Below are 16,779 nucleotides of genomic sequence, written 5' to 3' on the forward strand. Positions count from 1 at the left end.
TAAAGTGATTTAAAATTAATATGCTCTATTATAAAGTAAAAAATGAATGTCATGTTTAAGTCTTATATAAGACTTGCTCAAAAGCAACAAAAATCTAGGGTTAGCGAGTATAAAAATGCCATATAGGTGTTGTTTTTTATCATAAGTTTAACGAATAGGTGTTGAAGTAAACCATAATCCATGTATTACAAATTTGTACTTGCTATTTTGTTGCTGACTTGTTACACTTTGTGTATTCATAACGAAACAGGGGTGCTGTAATTTTATACGGCTGAGAATTACCCTTTATACCCGAACAAGATAATACTTGCGTGGGGAGTTTTAGGTATGTGACTGACTATTCATCATTCATAGCACGTAGGCTATGTCTTGAGTCCAAGGCACTTCTGTTTCATCATTAAGGAGTGCCATATGGCAAAATCAAAAGGTAATGAAGCACAAGAATTGACTCAATTAAGTGAGTCGCTTGGCATTCAATTTGCGTATCCCAAATCGGTTAAAGCATATATCACGGGTTCTCGTCCCGATATTCAAGTCCCTTATCGTGAAATATATCAGGATGATACGATTACCCCAACTGAAACAATAGAAAATCCCCCCATTCCTGTCTATGATACTAGCGGTGCTTATGGTAATCCTAAAGCCACTATTGATTTAAAAAAGGGATTACCTAATATTCGAGGGGTATGGATTGATGAACGAGGTGATACAGAAGTTTTACCCTGTTTATCAAGTCAGTATGGTCAGGAGAGAGTGAATGATCCTAAAACGGCACACCTGCGTTTTAATAAATTAATACAGCCTCGTCGTGCTAAGGCAGGACAAAATGTCACACAAATGCACTATGCTCGTAAGGGGATTATTACCCCTGAAATGGAGTTTGTTGCATTACGTGAACAAATGAAAATGGATGTGTTATTTCGCGACCCTCGTTATGAAAAATTAATTCGCCAACATGCTGGTTTTGCTTATGGGGCTAATATCCCCACACATCCTGATCAAATTACGGCAGAGTTTGTGCGACAAGAAGTAGCAGCAGGGCGAGCAATTATCCCTGCTAATATTAATCACACCGAGCTTGAGCCTATGATTATTGGGCGAAATTTTCGTGTCAAAATCAATGGTAATTTAGGTAATTCAGCGGTAACGTCTTCTTTAACCGAAGAAGTAGAAAAAATGGTATGGTCGCTTCGTTGGGGGGCTGATACGATTATGGATTTATCAACGGGTGAGCATATCCATGAAACACGAGAATGGATTATTCGTAACGCACCTGTGCCAATTGGTACTGTACCGATTTATCAATCCCTTGAGAAAACTGGTGGTATTGCTGAAGATTTAACTTGGGAATTGTTTAGAGATACCCTAATTGAGCAGGCAGAACAAGGGGTGGATTATTTTACGATTCATGCCGGTGTTTTATTACGATATGTTCCTCTGACAGCAGAACGCCTAACAGGTATTGTTTCGCGAGGGGGGTCTATTATGGCGAAGTGGTGTTTAGCACATCATCAAGAAAACTTCCTTTATACGCATTTTGATGAAATTTGTGAAATTATGAAAGCGTATGATGTGTCATTTTCTCTGGGGGATGGCTTACGACCCGGTTGTATTGCGGACTCAAATGATGAAGCTCAATTTGGTGAATTATATACCTTAGGAGAACTAACAGCTAAAGCATGGCAACATGATGTACAGGTGATGATTGAAGGGCCGGGTCATGTCCCCTTACAGCGTGTTAAACAGAATATGACAGAAGAGTTAAGCCATTGCTTTGAAGCACCTTTCTACACATTAGGGCCTTTGGTAACAGATATTGCACCAGCCTATGATCATATTACTTCTGGTATTGGGGCGGCAAATATTGCTTGGTATGGTACGGCAATGTTGTGCTATGTAACCCCTAAAGAGCATTTGGGTTTACCTGATAAAGAAGATGTGCGTACGGGTATTATTACTTACAAACTAGCAGCTCATGCAGCGGATTTAGCGAAAGGGTGGCCAGGAGCTCAGTTACGGGATAATGCTTTATCAAAGGCGCGTTTTGAATTCCGCTGGCGAGATCAATTTAGATTAGGGCTCGATCCAGAAAAGGCAGAAAGTTATCACGATGAAACATTACCTGCTGAGGGGGCAAAAATAGCCCATTTCTGCTCAATGTGTGGCCCTAAGTTTTGTTCGATGAAAATTACCAAAGAAGTCCGTGATTATGCTGCACAACAAATGCAGGAAAAATCGGTTGAATTTGTCAAAAAAGGCTCTAAAATCTGGAGCTGATTGGAGCATATAAAGATCGATTGGATTTAGTAAAGGAGGAGTAGCTAAGGAGGAGGAAGAGGAGACTTCTATATCAATAAATTTAGGGCTAATCTAATATAGCCCCTAAATTTTTATATAACTCTAAATAGTATTTTAGAAAAATAACTGATCGATATTTAAAATAGATAAGTGAAATAATATAAAAATTCTTGTAAAAAGAATAAATGGTTTTTGCTAGAACGGTGATATAAATAAGAGAGATTATTGGTTAGTATGGTATTGTTGCTAATTTCTCTTTTAAGAAATTAATAAATACTTGTGTTTTAGCGGGTAAAAGTTTAGTTGTTGTGAGGATATAGGCGGTAATGGGTTTTGCATGCCATGTTGGTAATATACGCTGGATTTTACCTGCTTGAACATATTGTTGTGCAAGAATATCGGGTAGTATCGTAATCCCTAACCCCTCACAAGCTAAGCGTAAATTCATACCGACACTATTTCCTTCAAAAGAACCCTGTATTTCAATCATTTTTTCTTTTTTTGAATGATGAATAAGATGCCATTGTGATTGATGGTGGAGTTGTAAACATTGGTGATGTATAAGTTCTTCTGGTGTATTGGGTATGCCAGAATGTGCAAGGTAGTGGGCTGAGGCATATAAACTACGCGTTAACGTAACCAGTTTACGGCTAATAAGAGAGGAATTTTTTTGTTCCCCCATTCTAATGACCATGTCAAATGTTTCGGTAATAATATCCACCTTACGAGGTGTTATATCAAACGCTAATTGAATGAGAGGGTAACGTTGATGAAATTCTGGTAGAAGCGGAGAAAGAATATCATAAGCAAAATCAACAGGGATAGAGATGCGTAGTATGCCAGTTGGATTGGTCAATATACCATTTAATTGTTGATGTAATGCTTTACTTTCTTGAACAATATGGACAGCTCTATCATAGTAAATCTTACCAATATCAGTGAGTTCTATTCGGCGAGTTGTTCGATTAAGTAATTGTAGCCCTAACTGTTTTTCTAATTTATTGATTCTTACCGAAATCGTAGAGGTTGGTATATGTAGTTTACGAGAGGCACTGGTAAAACCTTTAGCATTGACTACCTCTACAAAGAGATTCATATCATCTATCAGCATATTAATTATTCAAAATAATGAATAGTAAATTCAATTTTACATTATTTATATTTATTTTTTGAATAAATATAATGAAGATGTTTTATTAGTTTTATTAATTTCTTAGGAGAATGTCTATGAAAAATGTATTTACAGTAGATAATGCCACTATGTTACTGATTGATCATCAGGTGGGTACAATGGGCTGGGTTGGCTCTATTTCTTTTGATGAAATGAAAAAACATGCGTTGATGTTAGCGAAAACAGCCAAGGCGACTAATATGCCAGTTGTACTAACATCTAGTATGGAGGATCAAGCTCAAGGCCCTTTACTACCTGAGTTACAAACCATCCTACCACAAGCATTTGAAAATAGGATTTTGCGAGCAGGCATTGTGAATGCGATGAATGATGTTAATTTTGCAAATGCGGTAAAAGCAACAGGTCGTAAGAAAGTGATTGTTGCTGGGGTAACCAATGATGTATGTACAGTGTATCCTGTATTAACACTATTAGAACAAGGGTATGAGGTGCAAGTAGTAGCGGATGCAGGAGGCTCACCCAGTAAATTTGCAGATGAAATGTCATTAATTCGTATGCGAGAAGCGGGAGCAATAATTACGAGCACTAATCAACTCATTGCGGAGTTAGCACAAGATTGGTCTTCTGAAAATGGTTCAAAATTATTAGGTGTAATTGTAGAGAGTTTTCAAAGTTAATTGACGATTATTTCTTTATTTAAGAAGGGTGCTTTTTACGGTTTATAGCGATAAGGGTGAAAAGTACCCTAGTCTTTTAAAAGACCTTATCACTAGATAAAAATATCCCCAAAAAGGAATAAAAATATAATCTAATCAATAAAATAGTTAATGCTGTTCTAATTCTGATAGAATGCCATAGATATTTATAGGTATTTTTATATTTCTTTAGAGGGATAAAATGGCATTAAATAAAAAGGTTGGTTTGACAGTTATTGCTGCGGCTATTATTGGGGCAGGGGTTTGGTTTGGAGGAAATTATTTTCTTTCTAATAAAATTGAAACAGAGGCAAAAGCTTATATTGCCAAAAATAATTTAGAAGAACATATTAAATGGGAAAGTGTTGAAGGGCGATTAAACAAAAAGGCTATTTTCCATCAGGTTACTCTATCAGGTATGACACCAAAAGAAACACTCCACATTGAGCAGTTAGAAGTCAATGATTATGATAAAAGTGATGATCGCTTTTTACTGGATATTGATTTAAAAGGAATTACTGATTATCAAAAGCAACCGATTATCTCCTCTGCAGAAGAATTACAACCCGGTATTACTTTAGAAAGCTTAGGTATTACAGATATACCATTATTAAATAGTCATATTAAGATTAAACAAGATAGCCCCAGTAATTATGTCACCATTGATATTGGTTTAAATCAAGAGAAAGTGATTGATGTTGAGTTTGCCATTGATATGAAAAATACCAATACACTAATAGATGCTGTGCGAGAACAAAGTAATGAACTTAGTCCATTGCGGGTATTAGGTTTCGCAAGTAGTATGGCAGTAGGGGAAGTTTCTATCCAATTTAAGGATAAGGGAGCTATTGCTACAAATGCGAAAAAGAATCCTGAATTGATTCCACCAAAACAAGAATGCCTTGATAATTTAGAAGCTTTACATTTACCTCATGCGGATACGTATTGTGATGCTATCGTAAAATATTTCAGCGGTGATGCTTCTACCATTATGGTATCGGCTAAACCTCAGAAACCTTATCCTGTTGTCAAGCTAATAGATGATTGGCGAAAAATACAAATAATGCCGTATATGATTCCAGATGTTATTGAAAAGCTAAATATCAAGGTGAGTAACTAATACAGAGGAATATTAATATAGAGGGATATGTAAAACCTCTAAAATGATAAAAAAGGGCAACCCATTGTGTTGCCCTTATTGTTATCAGTGATGTAATGCAATGATACATCAAAATTATTGATAGAAAAATAAACTCTTTGTTAAATCAATCTATTTTGCCACAAGATCTTGATATTCAGGATGACGTTTAAGATAAGATTCCGTATAAGAGCAAGAAGGAATAATTTTGTAGTTATTTTCTTTGGCTGTATTTAGCATAAATTCGGTAATTTTTCCTGCTATACCTCTACCGCCAATGGCTTCTGGTACGACAGTATGGAGAATATTTAACGTATTATCGCCTTGAGGTTCATAATGAATATAAGCGGTATGACCATCTACTTCGGTGAAGAAAAGGTGTTTTTGTGTGTCATGATGAATTGTCATAAGATGTCCTTTATAAAATAGATTAACGAATAAATGATTTCCCCTAAACTAATAATCATTAGGACGAGTTTAAGAAGGTTGTCTCCCAATAAACCCAGTAGTGATGATGGATAAGGGGATTATATAGGTTATGAGATATAAGAATAATAATGAGGATTTTCAGTATAACCTATTTTTAATTGTAAAAAAATATATTTTTTAGGTGCTAAAGGTATTTTTTTCTAGCACTAAGAGAAAGTCTAAAGGGGTAGGGTAGTTATGTATTAGATAAAATAGTATAAAAAAGCCACGCTTATTTGCGTGGCTCTTATTTAAAATAATTTATATATTATTTTAATAAATCAGCAACACCATCACGTTCTTCAGTGAGTTCTGCTAAGGTTTTATCCATGCGTTCACGAGAGAAAGCATCAATTTCTAAACCTTGAACGATTTTATATTCACCGTTTTCAGTCGTAACAGGGAAACCATAAATAATACCTTCTGGAATACCATAAGAACCGTCAGAAGGAACACCCATTGTTACCCATTTACCATTTGTACCAAGTACCCAATCATGGATATGGTCAATAGCTGCATTGGCAGCAGATGCGGCAGAAGATAAACCACGTGCTTCAATAATAGCTGCACCACGTTTACCAACGGTAGGAATAAAGGTGTCTTTGTTCCATACATCATCATTGATTTTCTTCTCTAAGCTTTCACCATTGACGGTAGCAAAGCGAATATCTGGATACATGGTAGGAGAGTGATTACCCCAAACGACTAATTTCTCAATATCTTTAACTTGTGTACCTGATTTTTGAGCCAGTTGGGTCAATGCACGGTTATGATCTAAACGTAACATCGCTGTAAAGTTTTTAGCAGGTAAATCAGGTGCTGATTTCATCGCAATGTAAGCATTTGTATTAGCTGGATTACCAACAACAAGTACTTTCACATTGCGGCTAGCTACTGCATTTAATGCTTTCCCTTGAACAGTGAAGATTTGTGCGTTAGCTTGTAATAAATCTTTACGTTCCATACCAGGGCCACGGGGGCGTGCACCAACTAATAAAGCAATATCGACATCTTTAAAGGCTGTCATTGGATCACTATGTGCTGTTACTTCTTGAAGAAGAGGGAAGGCACAATCGTCTAATTCCATAATAACCCCTTGTAGGGCTTTTTGTGCTTTTTCATCAGGGATTTCAAGAAGTTGTAGAATAACAGGCTGGTCTTTCCCTAGCATTTCACCAGAGGCGATACGGAATAGTAAGGCATAACCAATTTGACCTGCAGCCCCTGTAACGGCAACACGAATAGCGGGTTTAGACATAATGATGCTCCAATAAAATATAAATAATAGTTACTTTACTTTAAAAGTAAGTAAAAGTTTGAATCTTCCCAATGTTATCCTTAAATAAGGATTTCGTCAATCATTCTTATATCTTATATATGATATCTTATAGATGAGTGGACAATTAGTGTAATATGTGAAATAATTCTACTACATTCAACATTTTTATTTACCGTTATGGTCAAAAATGACAAGGTAGTGACCAGACGAGTGATCAAAGAGAAATCTTCCGCTTCGTTTAGTCCTTTATATAAACAGATTAAAGATTTATTGTTACAAAGTCTAGAATCTGGTGAATTTAAAGCTGGTTTAATGATTCCTAGTGAGCAAGAACTTGCTGCCCGTTTTCAGGTTAGTCAGGGAACTGTCCGTAAGGCGATTGATGAATTATCGACAGAGAATGTTCTTATTCGCCGTCAGGGAAAAGGCACTTTTGTTGCTACGCATCATGAACCTCAAGTGCGTTATCGCTTTTTACGATTATCAACAGATACTTATCATGCTGATGAAAAACGCGCACAAAGTATCGTCTTATCCTGTACTCAACAAACGCCTACAGAAGAACAACGACAACTATTTGAGTTAAAGCCAGAGCAATTCGTTATTTGTATCAAACGAGTAATGCATTTGTCGAATCAGCCAACGGTTTATGAGGAAATTTATGTTCCTGAGCCTTCATTTCAGCACTTAACGCTTGAGTTACTGAATACAGAGAAACTACCACTATATAGCTTGTTTGAAAGTTATTTTGGTGTTCAGTTAATTCGTTGTGATGAAAAGTTGCGAGCAGTGAAAGCCCCATTGGACGTGGCACGTATGCTTAATGTCGAGGAAGGATACCCCTTACTTTCTGTGAATCGTATCGCCTATACCTATGGTGATAAGGCAATGGAAATTCGTAATGGTTTATACCTAACAGAGCATTATTACTACAGAAATAGTTTAAATTAGCGGTAAACTATCTGCTACAATTGATTTCTACTTTTCAGTGTGCCAAAAAAATCCTATAATCGAAGAGTTTTATTTGTTAATTGTTGTAAAAATAGAGGTTAGTTCATATGTCAGCTAAAAAACCTAGCCGTGAATTTCGAAATCTCGATATTCAACTAATTGCGACAAAGTATCGTTTACCTTTTGCGGGTAAAGTATCGATCCTACATCGCATTAGTGGCGTACTTCTTTTTCTTAGTCTGCCTGTGCTAATCACATTATTCTTATATAGTGTGGCTAGTCCAGAAACATTCGCCCAAATGGGTGTAGGGGCAGGTGGTGTTTTCCTTAAATTAGTGGCGTTAGTCGCTTTATGGGGATTTATGCACCATATGTGTGCAGGTATTCGATTCCTCATTCTTGATTTACATATCGGTATGGATAAGGTCAGTGCGCAAAAGAGTGCTATCGCGGTACTTATTATCAGCCTTACACTCACTGTCATTTTTGCAATTAAACTATTTGGAGTTTTATAATGGCTGATGAACAATACGGTAGAAAGCGTCGAGTAGTTGGTGCACATTATGGCACGATAGATTTTGTTGCTCAACGTCTGACAGCATTTGTATTAGCAGTTTATGCGATTGGTTTTCTAATTGCACTTTTGTTTACACCAGAAATTACCTATGATAAATGGGTGCATTTCTTTACCTTTACCTGTTTTGGCTTCCCTCTAGGGCGTGTTTTAGTAACGATTGCATTCTTCTCGTTAGCATGGCATGCTTGGGTGGGTGTACGTGATGTCTGGATGGATTATGTAAAACCCTTCGGGCTTCGTCTTGGTTTATTTGCTTTTACACTTCTTTGGTTAGCAGGCTGTGTGGCCTATTTTGCTGCCATTGTTTGGAGAATTTAAATGTCAGCGATTCTTTCTTCATTACCACGCCGTAAGTTTGATGTAGTGGTTGTAGGTGCAGGTGGTGCAGGTATGCGCTGTTCATTACAACTTTCTCAAGCAGGTTTATCGGTAGCTGTTTTATCAAAAGTATTCCCTACTCGTTCGCATACGGTTGCTGCACAAGGCGGTATTAGTGCCTCTTTAGGTAATATGTCAGAAGACCATTGGACATGGCATATGTATGATACTGTTAAAGGATCTGACTGGTTAGGCGATCAAGATGCTATTGAATTTATGTGTCGTGAAGCACCTAATGCTGTTTATGAATTAGAGCATTTTGGTATGCCATTTGACCGTAACCCTAATGGTACAATTTATCAACGTCCGTTCGGTGGTCACACTTCTAATAACGGTGAAAAACCTGTTCAACGTGCTTGTGCTGCCGCTGACCGTACAGGTCATGCTTTATTACATACTCTTTATCAACGTAATGTAGCCGCACGTACACATTTCTTTGTTGAATGGATGGCGTTAGACTTAATTCGTAATGATGATGGAGACGTATTAGGTGTAACTGCTTTAGAGATGGAAACAGGGGATATTTATATCCTAGAAGCCAAGACAACGGTACTGGCAACAGGTGGTGCAGGTCGTATCTGGGCGGCATCAACGAATGCTTTTATTAATACGGGTGATGGTTTGGGTATGGTTGCTCGTGCTGGTATTCCACTTCAAGATATGGAATTCTGGCAATTCCACCCAACAGGTGTGGCAGGAGCCGGTGTCTTAATTACTGAAGGTGTTCGTGGAGAGGGTGGTATTCTTCTCAATAAAAATGGTGAGCGTTTCATGGAGCGCTATGCCCCTAACCTTAAAGACTTAGCTCCTCGTGATTTCGTTTCACGTTCAATGGACCAAGAAATTAAAGAAGGTCGTGGTTGTGGGCCTGATGGTAGCTATGTCGTACTTAAATTAGACCATTTAGGTGCTGATGTTATTAATAAACGTCTGCCGTCTATTCGTGAAATTGCTATTCGTTTTGCAAACGTTGATCCTATTAAAGAGCCTATTCCTGTTGTGCCAACTATTCACTATCAGATGGGTGGTATTCCAGCTAACTATCATGGTCAAGTATTAACATGGGATGCAGCAACACAATCTAATAAAGTAGTTAATGGTCTCTATGCAATTGGTGAATGTGCGGCGGTATCTGTACATGGTGCTAACCGTTTAGGTACTAATTCATTATTAGACTTAGTTGTCTTTGGTCGTGCAACAGGTAATCATATTGTGGATTCACACCCTGAACGCCAATTAGCTCATCAAGAATTACCAATGCATTCAGTAGAAAAATCGCTTGATCGTGTGAATGCACTTGAAACACGTGCTTCTGGTGAAAAAGTTCAAGATGTGGGTAATGCAATTCGTGTGGCAATGCAACATCATTGCGGTGTATTCCGTACACTAGATTTATTAAATAAAGGTGTTGAGAAAATTGATGAAGTAGCTGAACAAGCGAAACATATTTATTTCAAAGATAAATCAAAAGTGTTTAACATGGCTCGTCAAGAAGCACTTGAAATTGAAAATATGATTGAAGTTGCTCGTGCAACAGTTAAATCAGCTTCTCAACGTACTGAAAGTCGTGGTGCACACGCCTTAAATGATTACCCAGAGCGTGATGATGTGAACTGGCTCAAACATACTTTATGGTATTCAAATGATGGACGTTTAGAGTATAAACCTGTTCAAATGAAACCATTAACAGTAGATTCTATTCCTCCAAAACCACGTACATTCTAATCGGATTTATTATGACTAAACGTATCGTAAAATTTGAAATTTATCGCTATGATCCTGATAAGGATGAACGCCCTTATATGCAAAAACTTGATGTTGAGTTAGGGCCTAATGACAAAATGCTATTAGATGCGATTGTTCGCATTAAAAATGATGTTGATGATAGTTTATCTATCCGTCGCTCTTGTCGTGAAGGTGTCTGTGGCTCTGATGCAATGAACATCAATGGAAAAAATGGTTTAGCTTGTATTACTAACTTGCGTGATTTGAAAGAACCGATTGTATTGCGTCCATTACCAGGGTTGCCTGTTATTCGTGATTTAATCGTTGATATGACACACTTCTTTAATCAATATCATTCGATTAAACCTTATCTCATTAATAACACACCAGCACCAGAGAAAGAGCGTTTACAAAGTCCAGAGGCTCGTGAAGAGTTAGACGGTCTTTATGAATGTATTTTATGTGCTTGCTGTTCTACTTCTTGTCCATCATTCTGGTGGAATCCTGATAAGTTTGTAGGGCCAGCAGGTTTATTACAAGCCTATCGATTTATTGCGGATAGCCGTGATGAAGCGACAGGAGAACGTTTGGATAACTTGGAAGATCCGTATCGTCTATTCCGTTGTCATACCATTATGAACTGTGTGGATGTGTGTCCGAAAGGTCTCAATCCAAGCAAAGCAATTGGTAAGATCAAGGAAATGTTGGTACGTCGTACTGTTTAAGTTATGGCAAATTTAACAGAGCTAGAGCGTGCACGTCTGAGATGGCGTGCTCGCCGCGGGTTACTAGAAAATGATCTTATTATTACACGTTTTCTAGACCGCTTTGAGGCAGAGTTGACTGATGACGATGTCAAAAGTTTAACTCATCTTTTTGAATTGGATGATAATTCGTTGCTTGACGTATTACTTGGCAGAGCAGAATTAACCGGAGACTATGATACTGTTAATATTAAACGGTTAGTAAAGCTCATGAATGAAGCCTAGCGGAAGAGACAACGGAGTAATTCCGGTATAACATTAAGGAGAATTCAGTTATGAAATTATCTGATAAAAAAGCAGTTTTAAATATTGATGGTAACGCACCTATTGAGCTTCCAGTCTATTCAGGTTCTATTGGTCCTGATGTATTAGATATTCGTAAGCTATACGGACAAAGTAAAACATTTACTTTTGACCCTGGTTTTATGTCAACCGCTTCGTGCGAATCAGCCATTACTTATATTGATGGTGATAAAGGTGAGTTGTTATACCGTGGTTATCCGATTGAACAATTAGCCGAAAAATGTGATTACCTAGAAGTATGCTATTTATTATTAAATGGTGAGCTTCCTAATGCACAGCAAAAAGAGGAATTCACTTACTCTGTGAATCATCATAATTTAGTTCATGAGCAAATGCATTTCTTCTTACGTGGCTTCCGCCGTGATGCACACCCTATGGCTATTTTGACTGGTCTTGTTGGTGCAATGTCTGCGTTCTATCATGATTCTTTAGATATTACAAATCCTCGTCATCGTGAAATATCAGCGATTCGCCTTATTGCTAAAATGCCTACATTAGTAGCAATGGCATACAAATATTCTCGTGGTGAGCCTTATGTATATCCACGTAATGAATTATCTTATGCTGGTAATTTCTTACGTCAAATGTTTGCAACACCATGCGAAGATTATAAAGTCAATGAAGTGGTTGAACGTGCTTTTGACCGTATTCTTACTTTACACGCTGACCATGAGCAAAATGCTTCTACTTCTACCGTTCGTTTATGTGGTTCTTCTGGTACCAACCCATTTGCAGCCATTGCTGCAGGTGTTGCGTGCTTATGGGGGCCTGCTCACGGTGGTGCAAATGAAGCATGCTTGAATATGCTTGAAGATATTCAGGCCAATGGTGGTATTGCTAAAGTTGGTGAGTTCATGGAGAAAGTAAAAGACAAAAACTCTGGCGTTCGTCTAATGGGTTTTGGTCATCGTGTTTACAAAAACTATGATCCACGTGCTAAATTAATGCAAGCAACTTGCAAAGAAGTATTGGCAGCTTTAGGTTTAGAAAACGATCCATTATTCAAATTGGCGATGGAATTAGAGCGTATTGCTTTAGAAGATCCATATTTTGTAGAACGTAAACTCTATCCTAACGTTGATTTCTATTCAGGTATTGTTCAACGTGCTATTGGTATTCCAACACAACTCTTTACCGCTATTTTCGCATTAGCGCGTACCGTTGGTTGGATTGCACAATGGAATGAAATGTTATCTGATGAAAACTACAAAATTGGTCGTCCTCGTCAGTTATATGTGGGCCATTCACTTCGTAACGTACCTGATATTACAAGTCGTTAAGAATAGTGGCGCCATTAGAAAATTTTATTCATTGTAATAGAATAGTCTAAAGAGTTTCCTCCTTTTGTTAATAAAGGGGATCATGGAAAACTTGCTTCTGTTGATTCAATAGGGGCAAGTTTTTTTATTGCTGTAGGGAAAAGGGTTTAGAGGGAATGGGTTTAGATATTATGAATAAGTGTAATGAAGATAAATAAAAAGCCTATTCAAATGCATTGAATAGGCTTCAGGGTTTTAATATATTTAAGGAGAACAATATTAAAAAACTTAGAATGGTTGCGGGGGCAGGATTTGAACCTACGACCTTCGGGTTATGAGCCCGACGAGCTACCAGGCTGCTCCACCCCGCGTCAGAAGATATAATTATAGAACTAATGGTATAATAAAGCAAGTCCTTTTTTAAATTATTTTATAGATTACCCTAAAATGAAAGAAGAATTACTCAAGAAAGTTTTAGAGACAGCACTTTTATGTGCAAGCGAACCTATGAAAATAGGTACATTATCTAAACTATTTGCTCAAGAAGATGATATTAAAAATGATGTAATAAAACAACAATTATTAAATTTACAAAGCGAATGGTTCAATAAAGGGTTACAATTAGTGGAAGTTGCTGGTGGGTGGCGTTTTCAAAGTCATCCCAATATGCAAAAATATCTAGAACGTCTGAGTCCAGAAAAACCACCTAAATATTCTCGTGCCGTGATGGAAACATTAGCCATCATTGCATGGCGGCAGCCCGTTACTCGAGGTGATATTGAGGATATTCGTGGTGTAACCGTCTCTTCTCAAATCATTAAAACGTTGGAAGACCGAGGCTGGATTGAGGTAGTCGGACATAAAGAAGGACCAGGCCGTCCTGCCTTATTTGGTACAACACATCATTTTCTTGATGATATGGGTCTTAAAACACTCACAGAACTACCTTCTATTGAATCAGATATTGAGCTTTTAAAAGCAAATACCCCTGAGCTTGCACAATTATTGCAAGAACAACAACTAGCACTTGTTAATGAAGAGGGTGAAAAAGTATTTAACTCAACTATACGTGAAGATATAAATACAGAGAATGAGATGGATACAGAGCATATCGTACCGACTGAGCAAGAGGATAACCGTTCTTTAGCTCAAGGTAGTATGACTGACAATAGTGCAGAAGATATACCTGTAGATGAGTCACCTACTGTATAGAAAAATTTCTGGCAGATACTGCTAATTATTTATTAATGATTTAATGACTTAATTTACTATTTTACATCAACAATAATTATTTCAAATTTAAAGGATAACTATATCATGAGTGAAACACAGGATTTCCTAGACAACATAAACGATACAACTTCAATAAATGATACGGCTAAAAAAGGAAGAAAACTTCGTACCCCTTTCCGCCGCCGGAAAGTAATAATAGAAGAGAAACCAACAACACCTAGCACATCACCTACAGAATTTACTCTCCCTGTTAAAGAAGAAAAAACCTCAAAGGGTAAAACATTAAGAAGTCCAATGTTGCGTAGTCGCCGAAATCTTCAACATAAGACATATACTAAAAATCCTCATAAAAAACCTTCATTTGTGAGTAATCAGGATTTAATTCTGCAACAAGCGATTCAAGAAGATGAGGCGAATGCTGCTTTATTTGAAAAAGAGCAACATCAAGTACTTAATTATCTTGACCAACACCACGATAAATTAGAAAGAAAGCTAGGCAAATATTTAAGCTCTGATACTATTATGCCTAAATTACATAAAGTATTAGCAGATGCAGGTGTAGGCTCTCGCCGTGATATGGAAGAGCTTATCCTTCAGGGGAGGGTATCTGTAAATGGTGAGCCAGCCCATATTGGACAGCGTGTTGGTTCAGAAGATGTTGTGCGAGTAAATGGTCGTTTAGTGCAACGTCCTAAAGTAGATCGTCCTCCTCGAGTTATTCTTTATCATAAGCCTGCTGGTGAGATTGTTACTATGGATGATCCTCAAAATCGAGCAACTGTTTTTTCTCGATTACCTAAAATGCGTACGGGAAAATGGGTTTCTGTTGGGCGATTGGATTTAAATACAGAAGGATTATTAATTTTTACAACATCGGGTGATTTAGCCAATCGTCTCATGCACCCTCGCTATGGTAGTGAACGTGAATATGCTGTGCGTGTATTAGGGGAAGTAACAGAAGAACAACGTCAGCAATTATTAAAAGGTATTATGCTTGATGATGGTTTAGCAACGTTTGGCTGTCTTGACTATATTGGCGGTGAAGGAAGTAACCGTTGGTATCGTGTAACGATTCATGAAGGGCGTAATCGTGAGGTTCGCCGTATGTTTGAAGCGGTTGGTTTGCTCGTTAGTCGATTGATTCGTTCTCGTTTTGGTGATATTTGTTTACCTCGCAACTTACGCCGTGGTGCATGGGAAGAGTTAGATGCTAGTCTTGTACTCGCTTTAATGGAACGTCTTGGTCTTCGTAAATCTGAGGAAGAGATGGTGACTAAAAAATATACTCGTCACCGTCCTTCTTATGCTATTTCGCATGATAATGCAATGCCACCAGGTTTTGAAAATGCAGTTGATGTTTCTTCTACCTTTAGTATTCATACACCGCGAAATACCCTTCAACAAAAACCTCGTACATTACGGAAAGGGACGACTGTTATTGTGAAGAAATCCTCTTCGCGCTTGTCTCATGCTAGTACAACAGAAACACAAAACCCTAAAAAAACTTCTCGTTTATATACTACACGTCGTAATACGCGTACCCGTGATGATTGGCAACCTAAAGGAAATAATGCGCATGAATCACAACTGGGTTTTTTCTGGGATGCTCATAAGAAAAATTATTAGTATTTAGTACAGAATATATACTGAGTGTATCAGCTATAGTAATTGCTATAGCTGATATTTTTTTAAGTATAAAATAGATTATTATAGTTATACTTATTTTGAAAAGTTATCGTTATAATAATTATTTATCTCTCTATAGGAAAATAAAATGTTTGGTATTACTAAAGAGCAGTTTTTAAAAGCATTTCAATATCGTAGTGCTACTCGTGCTTATGATCCTGAGAAGAAAATTAGCCAAGAAGATTTTGATTATATCCTAGAGTTAGGACGTTTATCGCCTAGTTCAGTTGGTTCAGAGCCTTGGCAGTTTGTTGTTATTCAAAATCCTGAGTTACGCTTAAAGCTGAAACCAGTTAGTTGGGGAATGCAAACGCAAGTAGAGGATTGTAGCCATCTAGTGGTATTTCTAGCTAAGAAAAATGCTCGTTGGGATTCTGCCTTTTTACGTCAAGGATTGGGGCGGCGTAATATTACGGGTGAACAAATGGAACAAGTAATTGAAAAGTATAAGAGTTTTCAAGAGCAGGATATTAAAGTAACCGAAAGTGAACGAGCTTTATTTGACTGGTGCAGTAAACAAACCTATATTGCATTAGGAAATATGATGACAGGTGCAGCAGTAATAGGTATTGATTCTTGTCCTATTGAAGGATTTAACTATGAGGCAGTCAATCAGATTTTGGTAGAAGCAGGTGTGTTTAATCCAGAAGAATGGGGCGTATCTGTTATGGCAACTTTTGGTTATCGTGCTAAAGAGATTACTCGCAAATCACGCAAACCTATTGAAGAAGTAGTGAAGTGGATTAAATAATAAATTTAATAAGTGGATATATGAAAAATATTATTTTATTGAGGTAAACATTCATTTGTATATCCATCTATATTAAAACGAAGTGTTTTATTAAATAGATTTTCTCTTTTTGAGGGGTTTCTAGCTATTTTAAAAATAAAGG

Annotated in this window: 15 protein-coding genes, 1 tRNA gene, 1 pseudogene and 1 riboswitch; of the genes and pseudogenes, 13 read left to right on the forward strand and 4 right to left on the reverse strand. The window is 37.3% G+C overall.

What is annotated here, in order from left to right; translation table 11 throughout:
• The first annotated feature begins 238 nt into the window (after window positions 1–238).
• A riboswitch (TPP riboswitch) is annotated at window positions 239–335 on the forward strand.
• A 76-nt stretch (window positions 336–411) separates the two neighbouring features.
• Window positions 412–2,277, forward strand: coding sequence for a phosphomethylpyrimidine synthase ThiC (gene thiC, locus F9B76_RS00070; RefSeq protein WP_159990252.1), 1,866 nt, complete (start codon window positions 412–414; stop codon window positions 2,275–2,277).
• Between the two features lie 250 nt (window positions 2,278–2,527).
• Here thiC and F9B76_RS00075 read toward each other — a convergent pair whose 3' ends face one another.
• Window positions 2,528–3,409 (reverse strand): LysR family transcriptional regulator, encoded by an 882-nt coding sequence (locus F9B76_RS00075; RefSeq protein WP_243140646.1) that lies wholly within the window; start codon window positions 3,407–3,409, stop codon window positions 2,528–2,530.
• A gap of 110 nt (window positions 3,410–3,519) precedes the next feature.
• On the opposite strand from F9B76_RS00075, the gene F9B76_RS00080 reads away from it, so the two are divergent.
• Both F9B76_RS00080 and F9B76_RS00085 read left to right on the forward strand, forming a co-directional pair.
• Window positions 3,520–4,107, forward strand: coding sequence for an isochorismatase family protein (locus tag F9B76_RS00080; protein ID WP_159990253.1), 588 nt, complete (start codon window positions 3,520–3,522; stop codon window positions 4,105–4,107).
• Window positions 4,108–4,327: 220 nt separating this feature from the next.
• Window positions 4,328–5,245, forward strand: coding sequence for a hypothetical protein (locus F9B76_RS00085; protein WP_159990254.1), 918 nt, complete (start codon window positions 4,328–4,330; stop codon window positions 5,243–5,245).
• A 150-nt stretch (window positions 5,246–5,395) separates the two neighbouring features.
• Here F9B76_RS00085 and F9B76_RS00090 read toward each other — a convergent pair whose 3' ends face one another.
• Both F9B76_RS00090 and F9B76_RS00095 read right to left on the reverse strand, forming a co-directional pair.
• Window positions 5,396–5,671, reverse strand: coding sequence for a GNAT family N-acetyltransferase (locus F9B76_RS00090; protein ID WP_159990255.1), 276 nt, complete (start codon window positions 5,669–5,671; stop codon window positions 5,396–5,398).
• A gap of 328 nt (window positions 5,672–5,999) precedes the next feature.
• The gene (locus tag F9B76_RS00095) at window positions 6,000–6,989 is read right to left on the reverse strand and encodes a malate dehydrogenase (protein ID WP_159990256.1); all 990 of its coding nucleotides are present in this window, start codon (window positions 6,987–6,989) and stop codon (window positions 6,000–6,002) included.
• A gap of 231 nt (window positions 6,990–7,220) precedes the next feature.
• On the opposite strand from F9B76_RS00095, the gene F9B76_RS00100 reads away from it, so the two are divergent.
• From F9B76_RS00100 to gltA, 7 genes are all read left to right on the forward strand, one after another.
• Entirely contained in the window at window positions 7,221–7,961 is a 741-nt protein-coding gene (locus tag F9B76_RS00100) for a GntR family transcriptional regulator (protein WP_243140647.1), read from the forward strand.
• A 107-nt stretch (window positions 7,962–8,068) separates the two neighbouring features.
• Window positions 8,069–8,476, forward strand: coding sequence for a succinate dehydrogenase, cytochrome b556 subunit (sdhC, locus tag F9B76_RS00105; protein WP_159990258.1), 408 nt, complete (start codon window positions 8,069–8,071; stop codon window positions 8,474–8,476).
• Window positions 8,476–8,856, forward strand: coding sequence for a succinate dehydrogenase, hydrophobic membrane anchor protein (gene sdhD, locus F9B76_RS00110; protein WP_159990259.1), 381 nt, complete (start codon window positions 8,476–8,478; stop codon window positions 8,854–8,856). Before sdhC ends, sdhD begins: the two co-directional genes overlap by 1 nt.
• Window positions 8,857–10,641 (forward strand): succinate dehydrogenase flavoprotein subunit, encoded by a 1,785-nt coding sequence (gene sdhA / locus F9B76_RS00115; protein ID WP_159990260.1) that lies wholly within the window; start codon window positions 8,857–8,859, stop codon window positions 10,639–10,641.
• Window positions 10,642–10,649: 8 nt separating this feature from the next.
• The gene (locus F9B76_RS00120; protein ID WP_159992012.1) at window positions 10,650–11,366 is read left to right on the forward strand and encodes a succinate dehydrogenase iron-sulfur subunit; all 717 of its coding nucleotides are present in this window, start codon (window positions 10,650–10,652) and stop codon (window positions 11,364–11,366) included.
• 3 nt (window positions 11,367–11,369) lie between these two features.
• On the forward strand, window positions 11,370–11,630 hold the full coding sequence (locus F9B76_RS00125; protein ID WP_159990261.1) for an FAD assembly factor SdhE: 261 nt from the start codon (window positions 11,370–11,372) through the stop codon (window positions 11,628–11,630).
• A 50-nt stretch (window positions 11,631–11,680) separates the two neighbouring features.
• Window positions 11,681–12,988 (forward strand): citrate synthase, encoded by a 1,308-nt coding sequence (gene gltA, locus F9B76_RS00130; protein WP_159990262.1) that lies wholly within the window; start codon window positions 11,681–11,683, stop codon window positions 12,986–12,988.
• 273 nt (window positions 12,989–13,261) lie between these two features.
• Here gltA and F9B76_RS00135 read toward each other — a convergent pair.
• Window positions 13,262–13,338: transfer RNA gene (locus tag F9B76_RS00135), tRNA-Met, on the reverse strand.
• A 76-nt stretch (window positions 13,339–13,414) separates the two neighbouring features.
• On the opposite strand from F9B76_RS00135, the pseudogene scpB reads away from it, so the two are divergent.
• From scpB to F9B76_RS00150, 3 genes and pseudogenes are all read left to right on the forward strand, one after another.
• A pseudogene (gene scpB, locus F9B76_RS00140) lies at window positions 13,415–13,927 on the forward strand (SMC-Scp complex subunit ScpB); the annotation flags it as partial.
• Window positions 13,928–14,284: 357 nt separating this feature from the next.
• Window positions 14,285–15,826 (forward strand): 23S rRNA pseudouridine(2605) synthase RluB, encoded by a 1,542-nt coding sequence (gene rluB, locus F9B76_RS00145; protein WP_243140648.1) that lies wholly within the window; start codon window positions 14,285–14,287, stop codon window positions 15,824–15,826.
• Window positions 15,827–15,974: 148 nt separating this feature from the next.
• Complete coding sequence (locus F9B76_RS00150) at window positions 15,975–16,637, forward strand: NAD(P)H-dependent oxidoreductase (RefSeq protein WP_159990264.1); 663 nt, start codon at window positions 15,975–15,977, stop codon at window positions 16,635–16,637.
• Window positions 16,638–16,779 lie beyond the last annotated feature (142 nt).

Source organism: Pelistega ratti (genome assembly GCF_009833965.1).
Classification (GTDB): Bacteria; Pseudomonadota; Gammaproteobacteria; order Burkholderiales; family Burkholderiaceae_B; genus Taylorella; species Taylorella ratti.